General features: G+C 49.1%; 15 protein-coding genes. 7 read left to right on the forward strand and 8 right to left on the reverse strand.

Going from position 1 to position 13,789, the window contains the following annotated elements:
• Nucleotides 1–17 precede the first annotated feature (17 nt).
• The 3 genes from yidD to rpmH are packed head-to-tail and all read right to left on the reverse strand — an operon-like array spanning nt 18 to nt 757.
• Nucleotides 18–257: a membrane protein insertion efficiency factor YidD gene (gene yidD, locus ACT53G_RS10675; protein WP_379073918.1), complete on the reverse strand. Its 240-nt coding sequence runs from the start codon at nt 255–257 to the stop codon at nt 18–20.
• Nucleotides 241–591 carry a ribonuclease P protein component gene (rnpA, locus tag ACT53G_RS10680; protein WP_275357492.1) on the reverse strand — a complete coding sequence of 117 codons (351 nt, stop codon included), beginning with the start codon at nt 589–591 and terminating at the stop codon, nt 241–243. The genes yidD and rnpA overlap by 17 nt, the downstream gene beginning before the upstream one ends.
• Nucleotides 592–622: 31 nt before the next feature.
• Nucleotides 623–757, reverse strand: a complete 135-nt coding sequence (rpmH, locus tag ACT53G_RS10685; protein ID WP_018987191.1) for a 50S ribosomal protein L34 — start codon at nt 755–757, stop codon at nt 623–625.
• Nucleotides 758–1,084: 327 nt separating this feature from the next.
• On the opposite strand from rpmH, the gene dnaA reads away from it, so the two are divergent.
• From dnaA to gyrB, 3 genes are all read left to right on the forward strand, one after another.
• Entirely contained in the window at nt 1,085–2,500 is a 1,416-nt protein-coding gene (dnaA, locus tag ACT53G_RS10690; protein WP_476169388.1) for a chromosomal replication initiator protein DnaA, read from the forward strand.
• A gap of 248 nt (nt 2,501–2,748) precedes the next feature.
• Nucleotides 2,749–3,852 carry a DNA polymerase III subunit beta gene (gene dnaN, locus ACT53G_RS10695; protein ID WP_194749656.1) on the forward strand — a complete coding sequence of 368 codons (1,104 nt, stop codon included), beginning with the start codon at nt 2,749–2,751 and terminating at the stop codon, nt 3,850–3,852.
• Nucleotides 3,853–3,933: 81 nt separating this feature from the next.
• Nucleotides 3,934–6,339: a DNA topoisomerase (ATP-hydrolyzing) subunit B gene (gene gyrB, locus ACT53G_RS10700; protein WP_194749655.1), complete on the forward strand. Its 2,406-nt coding sequence runs from the start codon at nt 3,934–3,936 to the stop codon at nt 6,337–6,339.
• 94 nt (nt 6,340–6,433) lie between these two features.
• On the opposite strand, the gene ACT53G_RS10705 is transcribed toward gyrB, so the two are convergent.
• Nucleotides 6,434–8,206, reverse strand: coding sequence for a monovalent cation:proton antiporter-2 (CPA2) family protein (locus ACT53G_RS10705; protein ID WP_476169389.1), 1,773 nt, complete (start codon nt 8,204–8,206; stop codon nt 6,434–6,436).
• Nucleotides 8,207–8,368: 162 nt separating this feature from the next.
• Between ACT53G_RS10705 and ACT53G_RS10710 the strand changes: the two genes are divergently transcribed.
• The gene (locus tag ACT53G_RS10710) at nt 8,369–8,740 is read left to right on the forward strand and encodes a hypothetical protein (protein ID WP_194749653.1); all 372 of its coding nucleotides are present in this window, start codon (nt 8,369–8,371) and stop codon (nt 8,738–8,740) included.
• A gap of 25 nt (nt 8,741–8,765) precedes the next feature.
• On the opposite strand, the gene ACT53G_RS10715 is transcribed toward ACT53G_RS10710, so the two are convergent.
• Both ACT53G_RS10715 and ACT53G_RS10720 read right to left on the reverse strand, forming a co-directional pair.
• Complete coding sequence (locus ACT53G_RS10715) at nt 8,766–9,497, reverse strand: alpha/beta hydrolase fold domain-containing protein (protein WP_476169390.1); 732 nt, start codon at nt 9,495–9,497, stop codon at nt 8,766–8,768.
• 63 nt (nt 9,498–9,560) lie between these two features.
• The gene (locus tag ACT53G_RS10720; protein WP_379073931.1) at nt 9,561–10,310 is read right to left on the reverse strand and encodes a glucose 1-dehydrogenase; all 750 of its coding nucleotides are present in this window, start codon (nt 10,308–10,310) and stop codon (nt 9,561–9,563) included.
• Nucleotides 10,311–10,443: 133 nt separating this feature from the next.
• Here ACT53G_RS10720 and ACT53G_RS10725 point away from each other — a divergent pair, with 133 nt between their 5' ends.
• Genes ACT53G_RS10725 through ACT53G_RS10735 form a run of 3 tightly spaced genes read left to right on the forward strand, consistent with a single transcriptional unit; the run spans nt 10,444 to nt 12,183 of the window.
• Nucleotides 10,444–11,358, forward strand: a complete 915-nt coding sequence (locus ACT53G_RS10725; RefSeq protein ID WP_379073933.1) for a LysR family transcriptional regulator — start codon at nt 10,444–10,446, stop codon at nt 11,356–11,358.
• A 29-nt stretch (nt 11,359–11,387) separates the two neighbouring features.
• On the forward strand, nt 11,388–11,834 hold the full coding sequence (locus tag ACT53G_RS10730) for a YiiD C-terminal domain-containing protein (protein ID WP_476169391.1): 447 nt from the start codon (nt 11,388–11,390) through the stop codon (nt 11,832–11,834).
• A 37-nt stretch (nt 11,835–11,871) separates the two neighbouring features.
• Nucleotides 11,872–12,183, forward strand: coding sequence for a thioredoxin family protein (locus ACT53G_RS10735; RefSeq protein ID WP_476169392.1), 312 nt, complete (start codon nt 11,872–11,874; stop codon nt 12,181–12,183).
• Between the two features lie 7 nt (nt 12,184–12,190).
• Here ACT53G_RS10735 and ACT53G_RS10740 read toward each other — a convergent pair whose 3' ends face one another.
• Nucleotides 12,191–13,300, reverse strand: a complete 1,110-nt coding sequence (locus tag ACT53G_RS10740) for a catalase family protein (protein ID WP_476169393.1) — start codon at nt 13,298–13,300, stop codon at nt 12,191–12,193.
• Between the two features lie 84 nt (nt 13,301–13,384).
• On the reverse strand, nt 13,385–13,537 hold the full coding sequence (locus ACT53G_RS10745; protein WP_313984608.1) for a hypothetical protein: 153 nt from the start codon (nt 13,535–13,537) through the stop codon (nt 13,385–13,387).
• Nucleotides 13,538–13,789: the final 252 nt, after the last annotated feature.

Below are 13,789 nucleotides of genomic sequence, written 5' to 3' on the forward strand. Positions count from 1 at the left end.
AAGATTTCGTTTAAAAGTCAGGGTAGGGGGTCTACACCACCTGGATGCCAGGGATGACAACGACCGATGCGGCGTAAGGCTAACACACTCCCACGCCACGCACCATAGCGTTGCAAGGCCTCAATGGCATAGTGTGAACAGGTAGGGTGAAAACGACATTGTCTTCCCAACCAGGGACTGAGTCCCCATTGGTAACACTTGATCAAGAATATCAACAACGTCTTCATCGGCAAGGATTCATCAGGAAGCATGCACATGCACGGATTTGCTTAAACGGCGTAGCAAAGTCTCTACATCTTGACGCACTTGAGCAAATTCACCTTGTTTGAACGGCTTACGCACTTGCACTACCACATCAAAACAAACAGGCGCCATTGCTGGGTGAGCACGCAGGACTTCTCGCAACACCCGTTTCATGTAATTACGTCTGACCGCCAGTTTGGACACTTTTTTTGAAACAACCAAACCGTAGCGGTGATGTGAAAGCTCATTTGGTTTGATATTGGCAAATAACCATTCACCGTAAAACCGCTTCCTGAAACTAAAAACGGATGAAAATTCATCCGTTTTTTTTAGCTTATACAATGTCATGCATTGAGTATCTGCAATGCATCGTCAGGGATTACAGACCCAAACGTTTACGACCTTTAGCGCGACGAGCAGCAATCACTGCGCGGCCACCTTTGGTTTTCATACGTACCAGAAAGCCATGGGTACGTGCACGACGGGTTTTAGATGGTTGATAGGTACGTTTCATTATTAAACTCCAGCCAAAAATGGCAATTAAACTCTAATCCGGCAAGCTTGATTATTACGCTCAATATTTGCCGATTTCAAAAACCCTTAATTAAACATCAAATTCAGAGTTTATGTCAATGATTTTTTTTAATTTTTTATGATGGCGGGCTGTGGATAACTCGCCTTAAAACGTTTAGAATACTCAACAGATGGTCATGACAACAACCAAGACAAGACCACTTCTTCTGCCACTCTTTCCTGGCAATTATAACGAATAAATATTCAACACGCTGATCCGTCTTCGCGATCAATGTGTTGCAATTACTTTTAAAAAAGCACTGGAGCAATGGAAAATTTTTGGGCCTATTGTTTGTTAAAGTTCGAGCAAGAGCTGTCAGCACAACAATACAACACCTGGATCAAACCCCTGAAAGCACGCATCAATGGGGAATCCGTGCAAATTGTTGCGCCCAACAAATTTGTCATGCAATGGGTCAAAAGCAAGTTTTTTTCACGCATAGAGACGATCGCGACCGAGCTCTCTCCAACAGCCATTCTTGAACTGATTGTCGACAGTAGTGAATCCTTGGCACCGGCAGCACCCACCGTTGTTAACAAGGCAGTCAGTGTGAGCGAAAACCCGGTTGAAGCCGCCATTGCAACAGCACCGACAAAAACCGTCACCAAACCAAATCGGCCCCCCATTCCACGAGCAAGCGCAAAACCGGTTAAAAACGAGAAGAGTAGTGGGCTCAATGACAGCTTCTTGTTTGATAACTATGTCACTGGCCGTGCAAACCAGCTGGCACGCGCTGCGGCAATACAGGTGGCAGGCAATCCTGGCCAAGCATATAACCCACTGTTTATTTATGGCGGTGTCGGCTTAGGCAAAACACATTTGCTACAAGCCATCGGCAACGAATTAAAGAAAATTAAACCAGAAGCGAATATCCGTTACCTGCACGCAGAACGTTATGTCTCCGATGTGGTAAAAGCTTATGAAAACAAGGCGTTTGATGAATTCAAACAACTTTATCATTCGCTGGATCTACTGCTGATTGATGATATTCAGTTTTTCGCCAAAAAAACACGCACCCAGGAAGAGTTCTTCTATGCGTTTAATACGCTGATCGAAGAAAAAAAACAAATCGTCATCACTTGCGATACCTATCCTAAAGAAATCGCCGACATGGATGAACGGCTACGTACCCGCTTCAGCTGGGGGCTTACCGTCGCGGTGGAGCCACCAGAGCTGGAAATGCGGGTAGCCATTCTGCGAAAAAAGGCTGAAAACCTGAATATAGATCTGCATGAAGATGTAGCCTTTTTTGTCGCCAAACAGATACGCTCTAGCGTGCGAGAACTTGAAGGCGCCTTGAATCGTATTATTGCCATGGCTAACTTTACCGGTCATGCCATTGATGTGCATCTGGCCAAAGACGCACTACGAGACCTGATTGCCGTGCGCGGCCGCCAGATCACCATCGAAAACATTCAAAAGACAGTCGCTGACTATTACAAAATCAAAGTCAGCGATATGTTTAGCAAAAAACGCTCACGCAATGTCGCCAGGCCGCGCCAGGTGGCCATGTCTTTGGCGCGTGAGCTTACCAATCATAGCTTTCCAGAGATTGGGGAGGCTTTTGGCGGACGTCACCACACAACAGTGATGCATGCCTGCGAAGAAATTGAACAATTACGCTTGAATGACCAGACGCTGGCACGTGATATTGGTTTACTCACACAAGTGATCAGGGATTAAAACAAGCAAGTCATGCTGTGGATAAGTTGAGAATGACGTGTGCTTAAATATTGCGTATAGACTGAATAAAATCAGTTTACAATATCAGCCACAAACGATGCAGGTTTAAACCGCAATTTATGCACAAGGCAATATTCGGATAAGTCATTGAATTATTTATATTTTTAGACTTACCCACAAAAAAACGTAACATTACTATTATTCTTATCTTTTATATATTGAAATAAAGTTATTAATTAGGTCAGGCCATGCAAATCAAAATTAACCGTGAGGTTTTGCTTAAACCACTCAATAGTGTGACTGGCATCGTAGAGCGTCGGCATACATTACCTATCCTTTCTAACCTGTTGGTTAATATCAAACAGGATGAAATGCATTTGACCGCCACCGACCTCGAAATGCAGATTTCTCTGAAAGTACATGGCGGCATTGAAGGCGAATTGAGTACAACGATTTCAGCAAAAAAACTGCTGGATATCTGCCGTTCATTGCCTGACAGCACCACGATAGAAATGAATAATCAGGATAATCGCATTACACTGAAAGCAGGCAAGAGCCGTTTTAACCTGCAAACACTGCCTGCAGCAGATTATCCTTTGATGAGCAAAGCCAGTGGCCAAAACATCAGTTTCAGTCTGGCGCAATCAGAGTTCAAACGCTTGCTCAAGCAAGTAGAATTTGCCATGGCGCAACAAGATATCCGCTATTACTTGAATGGCTTATTGCTGGAAGTAAACGGCAACCAGTTGCACGTGGTGGGCACAGATGGACACCGTTTAAGCTATACCAATACCACCCTGGCGCAAAGCTTTGAAAAAACAGAAGTGATCTTGCCGCGTAAAACAGTGCTGGAATTGACGAAGTTGCTGGATGAGCAGTCAGATTCGCCTGTCGTGATTGAAGTCTTGAACGGACAGGTCAGCTTTGAATTTGGTGATATCCAACTGATCAGCAAAGTGATTGATGGCAAGTTTCCGGATTACAACCGTGTCATTCCCAATGGTCATCAAAATACTTTTCTGGTCAATCGCACACAAATCCTGAGCGCCTTGCAACGTGCGTCTATTCTGTCGAATGAAAAATATCGCAGTATCCGCATGGTCATCACCAATAATCAGCTCAAACTGATTAGCACCAACACCGAGCAAGAAGAAGCAGAAGAAGAACTCGATATCGACTACAGCAATGCCGCACTGGATATTGGTTTTAATGTCACTTACCTGATTGATGTGCTCAATAATCTGAGTGATGAACAAATTCAATTTGCGTTCGCAGACGCCAACAGCAGTTGCCTGATCACCGCAAGCAGCGATGCCAACTATAAATATGTTGTGATGCCAATGCGCATATAATGCTGGTAGCCGTGTTTCACGTGAAACACGGCTAATATTAGGGTGATGGTCTTTTAACTCTCAATTAAAGAAACTTTTGTTATGGCACAGCCACAAGAATATAACTCAGACAGTATCAAGATTTTGGAAGGTTTGGACGCTGTACGTAAGCGTCCTGGCATGTACATCGGTGACACGTCAGACGGTTCTGGTTTGCACCACATGGTATTCGAAGTGCTGGATAACGCCATTGACGAAGCACTAGCCGGGCATTGTGACGATATTAAAGTGATTATCCACCCGGATAACTCCATCAGTATTTCTGATAACGGTCGCGGCATTCCGACCGATGTCAAAGATGACGATAAACATGAGCCCAAACGCTCCGCGGCTGAAATCGTGATGACCGAGTTGCATGCCGGCGGCAAGTTTGACCAAAACTCTTACAAGGTCTCTGGTGGTCTGCACGGTGTGGGTGTGTCTGTCGTTAATGCGCTGTCAGACTGGTTAAAACTCAAGATTTACCGTAAAGGTAAGGTACATCAGATGGAATTCCATCGTGGCGTACCGCAAGCGCCATTGGCCGTGACTGGAACCACAGATAAAACCGGGACAGAAGTACATTTTCTGGCTTCTGTAGACACGTTTGTGCTGGTTGAATATCACTTTGAAATCCTGGCCAAGCGTATTCGCGAATTGTCCTTCTTGAACAACGGCGTCAAGATTGAATTAATTGATCAACGTACCGGCAAGTCAGAAAACTTTGCCTTCAGTGGTGGTGTAAAAGGGTTTGTGGAGTACATGAACCGCAGCAAAACGGTTTTGCACCCTAAAGTGTTTTATGCCATTGGTGAGAAAGACAACATCACGATAGAAGTAGCCATGCAGTGGAATGACAGCTACTCAGAAACCGTGCAATGTTTCACCAACAATATTCCGCAACGTGATGGTGGCACCCATTTGACCGGTTTGCGCACCGCCATGACACGGACGCTGAACCAGTATATCGAGCAAAACGAGTTTGCTAAAAAAGCCAAGGTCGAAACCACCGGTGACGATATGCGTGAAGGCATTACTTGTGTGCTTTCGGTCAAAGTGCCAGATCCAAAGTTCAGTTCACAAACCAAAGACAAACTGGTGTCCAGTGAAGTGCAACCAGTGGTCTCCGAAATTGTGTCCGCTAAACTGGCTGAGTTTCTAGAAGAAAACCCGATTGATGCCAAAATCGTATGTGGCAAGATTGTCGAAGCTGCGCGCGCGCGCGAAGCAGCCCGTAAAGCCCGTGAAATCACCCGCCGTAAAGGCGTAATGGACACCATGGGCCTGCCAGGCAAACTGGCTGATTGCCAGGAAAAAAATCCGGCGCTCTGCGAACTCTATCTGGTCGAGGGGGACTCTGCGGGTGGTTCTGCCAAACAAGGCCGTGACCGTAAATTCCAAGCCATTTTGCCACTCAAGGGTAAGATTTTAAACGTGGAAAAAGCACGTTTTGACAAATTGCTGGGCTCTGCCGAAATTGCCACACTGATTACGGCCATGGGCACCGGCATTGGTAAAGATGACTTTAACCTGGAAAAATTGCGCTATCACCGCATCATCATCATGACCGATGCGGACGTTGATGGTGCGCACATCCGTACCTTGTTACTGACATTCTTCTATCGCCAGATGCCAGAGCTGGTTGAAAATGGCCATATCTACATCGCACAGCCACCGCTATACAAAGTCAAACAAGGCCGTGATGAGCGTTACCTCAAAGATGAGCATGAGCTCGATGAATACCTGCTTAATTCAGCCTTGCGCGATGCCATACTGGTGACCAAAGAGGGCGGCGAGATTCTGAAAGATGAAGCCTTGACCAGCATCGCCAAACAAATGGTGCTGACCGAAGCTGTAATCCGCCGCATTGCTAATCTGTATGACGAAAGCGTTTTGCGCGCCATTCAGGATGTGGGCGAGGTTGACCTGAGCACGGAGGCCGCCGCTAACAATGTGGCAGAAAAACTGCGTCCTATCCTCGGTGCAGTCGGCTCAGAAGTGATTGTGTCACAAGATACAGAGACCAGCGCCTATCGTCTGGAAGTGAACAAATACGTGCACGGTAACCTGCAAAGTTGCGTCATTGATGCCGAGTTTGTAGGCAGCGGCGATTACCGCCAGATCAACCGCACTTCACAAATGGTGAATAACCTGCTGGGTGAAGGCGCCATGATCAAGCGCGGTGAAAAAGAGCAAAAAGTCAGCACCTTTAAACAGGCGTTAGACTGGTTGCTAGGCGAAGCCAAACATAACCTGAATATTCAGCGGTATAAAGGTCTGGGCGAAATGAACCCGGAACAACTGTGGGAAACAACCATGGATCCGACCGTACGTCGCTTGCTCAAAGTACAGATTGAAGATGCCATCGGTGCCGATGAAATCTTCACTACCTTGATGGGTGATAACGTGGAACCGCGCCGCGCCTTTATCGAAAGCAACGCCTTAAGTGTCAGTTCACTGGATATTTAAGCGCATCAGTGTTTCACTAAAAAGGCTCCTGAGGGAGCCTTTTTTATTTGTCATAAATTTATGAAACGCTGCAGTAAAGCCGCCAGTTTTAAGCTTAGGTTTTATCTATCAGACTGCTTTCTGATTCAAGCAGGGCTTTAAGATCCTCACGCCCTTGCGCCATGACGGTCGACAAGGCTTTTCTGTCATGGCGGATTTTGAGCGTGGTTTCCAGTTGTTCTACATCATGTTTTTCAAATTGCTGGATGATTCGATTTGCTGCTGTGGCTGTTTCACCAATGACCAATAAGGCTTGTCTGGCGGCTTCGAGTGAGGAGTAAAACGTTTCGCGGATGGGTTGCAAATCCAGCTCGCGCAAATCAAACGCATCGGTCCGGCTTCTGGCCCTGACCACAATGTTAACCTGTGGCCAGCGCTCCTTGACCAGGCGGGCCATTTCTAGTGTGGCATGGGTGTCATTCAAAGCAATGACTAGCAATTTGGCCGAGCCTATGCCAGCTTCTTCAAGCACATCCAGTCGTGACGCATCACCGTAGTAGCATCGCCAGCCAAACTGGCGGGTTAAATCAACCTGGTTGGGGTCGTTATCAATCAGGGTGGCGCTGATGCCTTTGGCTAACAGTACACGGCCAACAATCTGGCCAAAGCGGCCAAAACCGGCAATGATGACGTTATTATTTTCAGGGATGGCATCGCGTGGACGTTCTCCGCATTGCAGGGTTAAAAAGCGGTCATACAATAACAGCAGCAGCGGGGTGATGAGCATAGACACGGCGACGATGGCATTGAGGGTGTTATAGCTGTCACGAGACAAGGATTCCTGGCTTAACGCCAAGCCAAAAATCACAAACGCAAACTCGCCAATTTGCGAAATAGACAGGCCCAATAACAGTTTGTCGCGCAACGAGTAGTTGAAGACCTGACCCAGGCCCATCAATACGACCATTTTGATCGCCACAATGAGCAGGGCAAAGCCAAAAATCAATCCAGGCTGTTGTGTGACCAGTGAGATATCGACGGTCATGCCGACCGAAATGAAAAACAGCCCTAACAGCAGACCCTTGACTGGTTCAATGTCCAGCCTGAGTTCATAACGGTATTCAGAGCCTGCGAGCAACACGCCCGCCAGAAAGGTACCGAGGGCCATCGACAAGCCGACCGATTGCATGGCCAGGGAGACCCCGATCACCAGTAACAATGAAAAAGCGACAAACATTTCGCGCAAGCCGGTTTGGGCAATCACGCGCATGACCGGGGGCAACAGCGTGCGGCTGGCAAAAATAATGGCAACAATCACGGCAATGGCCTTGCCTACCGCCATCACATCAAACCCGGTGCTTGCGTGATGCGGGGCAATCAAGGCCAGGATCATAAACAGCGGGATCACTGATAAATCCTGAAACAGCAGAGTGGCAAAGGCCGCTTGTCCGCCCGGCGTGTGTAACTGCTTTTTCTCAATCAGCGCTGTCAATCCAATGGCGGTCGATGACATCGCCACGCCCATGCCGATAATCAGCGCCTCCTGCCATGAAAAGTGCATTAAGTAGGCGATGTTGCCAACCACGGCGATGGTCAGTGTTACCTGCAAGCCACCCAGGCCAAACAACAGCTTGCGCAACTCCCATACTTTTTGCGATTCCAGCTCCAGACCAATTAAAAACAACATCAATACCACGCCAAACTCGGCAAAGTGCAGCACTTGCTCCGGGTCGGCAATCAACTTCAAGGCATAAGGGCCCAGCAAAATCCCAGCAATCAGATAACCCAGCACCGAACCCAGGCCGAGCCGTTTGAACAATGGCACCAGAATAATGGCGAAAGACAGGTAAATGGCCGCTTGCACCAGAAAGTCAGAAGTGGAATGCATGATGCCCTTAAGAGAAATAAAGATTGAAATAACGGCTGCTAAAAATGCTTTGCCAGATAAATCTGACATGACTATCAGATTGCTACCAATATATTACTGACAAACGCTTGTTTAAAGTGTCTATCAGCCATTCATAAACGCCATTTTAAAGAATTAACCGCTATGCAGACGCCTAAAGAATTTGCTGATCAGATTTTTGATGTATTAAGTTTTTCGATTGACTTAGCCTGCCATGAAAAAGAATGGTTTAACGTCAGCCGCGATGCCCTCGCGTTTGGCTTTAACCAAACCGATGTCTCCAGTGATTTTGCCTACGCCCAGCGCTTTGACCTGGAAGTCTCCCCCGACATTTTCATCAGCCTGCATTATCGCTCGTTTGACCCCTCCGGCCCTTTCCGCCGCCTGCCTGGTGTCAGCAAGTTTGAGCTCACCCTGTCTGTTCAAGACAAAATGCAGCGCTTTCATCAAAACAGCTTTGATGAACCGCTCACGGCTAACGACCCCTCGGCTTGGGATGAGCTCTCCTACGCATAACGCCGTTTAAGACGGCCTTTGCCTTTTAGAGAGTCATCCACTGCCGGATCAGCGGCGCATGTTGCGCCCAACCTTTCTCGCTTACACACCAGTGTTGTACTTGCCCGCCCACCAATAATAATTTTTTCGCATAGGCTGCTGCTTCATCCACAAGCGGATGGCCTTGTTCGCTAATGATGAGCGCATTAACCAGCCCCGCCAGTCGGCACGACTGGACAGGCGAAACATAAGGATGCCAGGCCAAACTGGGGCAGGGCGCATAGTCAGCCCATGCCGCCCGGCAGGGACTCTCGGTCAGGCGAGCGAGCGACGGCGAGGTTTGCAAGGCATCCAGCATGGGGTTAATCAAGACTTGCCCTTGCAGTTGGGCAGGTGCACGCAGCCCGCGGTCTCTGTAAAGCAGGGCGGTGACGGCTGCCAGATTGCCGCCAGCGCGCTCGCCACCTACAAATAGCAGCTTCGCATTTGCCCCTAATACTTTTGCATGTTCACTGAGCCACTGCAAGGCCTGGTAGGCGACTTCTATACTCTGTGGAAACTGCACACGCGGCGCCAGCGGATAATCTACACATACCACGACACAGCTGTCTGAGAGGGCTTCAGCCAGTGCATGCGCGCTCTCAATCTGGCCCTGATTAAACAGGCCATCATGAAAATACAGCAGTGCTGGCCCTCGCTTTTGGCGGTGGTGGCGGCCAAACACCTGCAGCTTGATACTGTGGCCGCTGGCGGCATATTCAAAGGTAGTGGTCCACATGGTGTAGGGTTGATGCAAACGCTAATGCAGGCACTGCGCTGCGTGCCTGCATTTGGGCATCCACTAGCGCAAACCGCCCCCCACCAGCAATTGCTCACCAGTCAGCCAATAAGCATCTTCAGAGGCCAGAAACACTGCGACAGAGGCAATATCATTCGGTTGCCCACTGCGCCCCAGTGGCGTCTGTGCCACATAAGCGGACTCCATTTCTGAACCGATCACCCCGGCGGTATGCGTGCCTTCTGTTTCCACCAGGCCAGGGTTCAAGGCGTTGACGCGAATCTTGCGTGGGCCCAACTCTCTGGCCAGCACGCCGGTGATGGCATCCACTGCGCCCTTGGTGCCGGTATACACGGCACTCGCAGGGGGGGTTAAACGGCTCACTACCGAACCAATATTGATAATGCTGCCGCCCTCAGGCAAGTGTTTGACCGCGGCTTGCGAGGTCAGCAACAGGCCCAGCACATTAATGTTGAATTGCTTGTGAAAATGGTCAGGCGTGATTTCTTCTAGGGTGGCAAATTCATACACCCCGGAGTTATTGACCAAAATATCCAGCTTACCAAAGTGAGTGATCGCTGCGTCTACCAGCGCGTGTGCATCAGCCACCTCACTGACATTGCCGCCCACCGCTACCGCCTTGCCACCCGCTTGTGTAATCTCGGCCACTACTTTGTCAGCCCCAGCCTTGCTCGATAAATAATTCACCACCACCGCTGCACCCTCGCGGGCAAAGCGTTTGGCAATTTCTGCCCCTATGCCTTTAGAGGCCCCAGTGACTACAGCGACTTTTCCTTCCAGTTTCTTGCTCATCTTGATACTCCTCAATTAATAAAGTGGTTTAAAACTGGTGACCACTATAAATAAATAAAAAACCCAGATAAATCACCTAAAAATGCAATCACTGTGCTAATTTATTGCACAATCAAGTCAAACAAGGATGGATATGGACCGTTTTGACACCATGTTGGCCTTTACTAGGGTGGTCGAGCTCGAGAGCTTCACCAAAGCCGCCATGTCACTCAACCTGCCCAAAACCACGGTCTCGGCCCAGGTGCTGGCGCTGGAAAAACGCTTGCGCGTCAAACTGTTGCACCGGACTACCAGACGCATCAGCGTGACTACGGATGGCGCTGCCTATTACGAGCGCGCCATTCGGCTTTTAAACGAGCTCGAAGAAACCGAAGCCGCACTCACGCAGTCCACCGCCAGCGCAAAAGGCCGCTTGCGCGTAGACGTGCCCACGCCTTTAGGCCGGTTAGTGATTATTCCTGCCCTGGCCGAGTTTTTTAAACGCTATCCCGAGATCCAGCTGGAGATCGGCTGTGACGACAGGCCAATTGATTTACTGGAGGAGGGCGTCGATTGCGTGATCCGCGTCGGCAATCCTCAAGACGCCAGCCTGGTTGCCAGGCGCGTAGGCACCATGCAGTTTTTACTGGTCGCCGCCCCGCAATACCTCAACACTTATGGCAGGCCTATGTACCCTGAGGCGTTGCAACACCACCAGGGCGTACACTTTTTTTCCTCCAAAACCGGCAAAATCCGCCCCTTTATGCTCACGCATGCAGGCACCGAGCAAGAAATCCCCGCCATGCGTAAACTCGCCATCAACAATGGTGACGCCATCGTCGCCGCTGCGCTGGCAGGGTTAGGTATCAGCCAGCTGCCCGCATTCATGGTGCAAGGGTATTTAACTGAGGGTAAATTAGAAAAGGTCTTGGCCGATTTTCCGGCCGGGAGTTTGCCGATTAACGCACTCTATCCACAAAATCGGCACCTCTCATCCAAAGTGCGGGCATTTATCGAGTGGGTGGCAGAGTTGTTTGAAGGGTGTCGTTTACTGCAAAAAACCAGTTAACTGAAATCGCATTATGCATAGGAAGCAAAATGAGCCAACGCGAACAAAATTTTGAAGAAACCTTGTTTCAACGCATTCCCCAAACTAAAAACCTGGGGATACACATTGCCAGGATGAATGAACACCAACTCACCGCCCACGGCGATTTTTTGCCCAACAAAAACCACCTCGATATCGTGTTTGGTGGCAGCATCGCTGCTATTTCGATTACCACGGCCTGGGCACTGGTGCAGTCCAAAATTGAACAAGCCGGGCTTAAAGGCAGCCTGGTCATCAAGCGGCAAGAGATTGATTATCTATTGCCAGTGAAAACAGACTTTGAATGTGTAGCGAGTTTTCAATCAGCGGATGATTGGGACAGTTTTAAAAAGACTTATCAGGAAAAGGGCAGGGCGAAAATTATAGTCATGGCTCAAATGGTCAGCGAAGCCAAAGTCACCTCAAGATTTCAGGGAGTGTTTGTTTTGTATCAATGATGCTTAATGCCCATGATGCACTTACGAGGATGATTAAATGGAAAATACAGAACCTACCCGCGAAGAGATCAATGCCCTCATAGGTGCCACGCTACTAGAGTTTGGCGCCAGTTGGTGCAGCTACTGCAAGGCGGCGCAATCTACAATCAGCGCTGAACTCATCCAGTTCCCGCATATCCGCCACCTTAAAATTGAAGATGGTAAAGGCCGCAGGTTGGGGCGGTCGTTTCACGTGAAACTATGGCCGACGCTCATTTTTATGAAAGCGGGTGTGGAAGTGGCGCGTTTGGTCAGGGATATTGAACCTGCTGAATTAAAAGCTGCACTTTTAAGCATTAGCGATCGCTGATGCTTGATCAACACAAATCATCCAGATGTTTTGGCTCGCAGATGCGGCCATTTTCCTGCAGTGCATGCAGATTTTTTGCCATTTCGTAGTTCATTTTTCTGAGGCGGGTGACTGAGCCTAACGGCCGGTGCGAGGCCAGACCTTGCCAGGGAGAGAACAGCATGCCGTCATCGATTAGCCTTGAACGGTAAGGGCTCCAGGCAATTTGGGGTTTGGCGGTGATGCGGGCGACTGGGATATAAGGGGAGCGCTCTTCTGGCCAGATGATGGTGGCGTCTTCGATGGGCATGGTTTGGAGATCGGTGCAGAGTTGTACGCGTAGCTCCCAAACGGCGGTGCGCTTGATAAAAAAATCGACGATGGATTTTCTGAGGCCGTCTGAGGCGAACAGGTCTATGGGTTTGTTGCTGAGGGCGATGAGGTCGGGGGCGATGGGGACAACCGCGATTTTAGCCATGTAGTCACCATACATGATCGGGTCCTGGCTGATGTAGGTTTCACCGAGCAAGTTGGTTTCTTGCGACTGGTAGAGGTGGTTAAGCTGCGATTGCTGGCCATATTTGAGCGACTCGACCAAATGTGCGGTAGAACGGAACAATTGCGCGAGGAAATGCCGGAATTCTGTACTGGTGTTGGGCGAACACGCTAAGTGTTTGAGGTTGTTTAAAAACACCTGCACGCTGGAGGATAAAAAACTGGCGCCGTTTACAAATAAAAAATTTTGCGTGATGGCGTCTTCACTGCCTGGCAGGCGCTCGCCTTCTACACCTACCACCTTCAGCGCGAGGCTGCGGGGCGTACCGGGTTTGTCGTGCAGGATGTCACCAGGGACAGTGGAAAAGCGCATAATCAGCGGCAGGGTTTGCGGGCGTGCAAACAGGCCTTGTGCATAGGCAGGCGGCAGTTGGTCATAGATTTGCATTTCGGCTGTGAGCAGGCCGTGGCTTTTCAGGTGCACACTGCGTGCAGCATGGGTGGCGGCCTGGCTGCTGATTTCTGAGAGCTTGTGCAGAGTTTGCTGCAGGTGCTGCTGGCAGGTGCGTTCGGTGGTGGCTACCACCTCGTAATCGGGCTGGTAATTTAGGGGCGAGACTACAAATTGATCTGTTTGCTGCATCACAACCCCCTTTTGCAATTGGGTTTATCGGATCAGTGCCAAGCACATCGATTTCTAGAGGGCGGGGTACCGCCCACTCTGATATTACTCTTTGGTCTCACCGGCTTCTTTGCGTTGTTTATTCACAATACGTGCAGCGACTTCTTCTTCGCGGCCAGGATAGCGGTGATCCTTTTTAAATTCCTCTTTGAGTTTTTCATATTCACGTTCCCGTTTCGGGCTGGAACCTCTGGGCATGTCACACCTCCTTTTGCGTGAGTGCAAACGGCAGCCGTTATGGCTGCCGTATTGTCTGGTTATCAAACTGAAGTCGAAAATTCATTCAACCTTCATTTTCAAACGCGACAATTGCAGATTACGCGGGTAACTGGCGGTAGGGCATCCGGTTCAGGCTTAAGCGACTGTAGGAAGCGCTTTATGCCACGGGTTGCCAGTCATAAACTTTTGAACGCATTTAGGCTAAAAAAATCCTTAAACCGGGATTCTTTA

The organism is Methylophilus sp. DMC18, assembly GCF_056314005.1.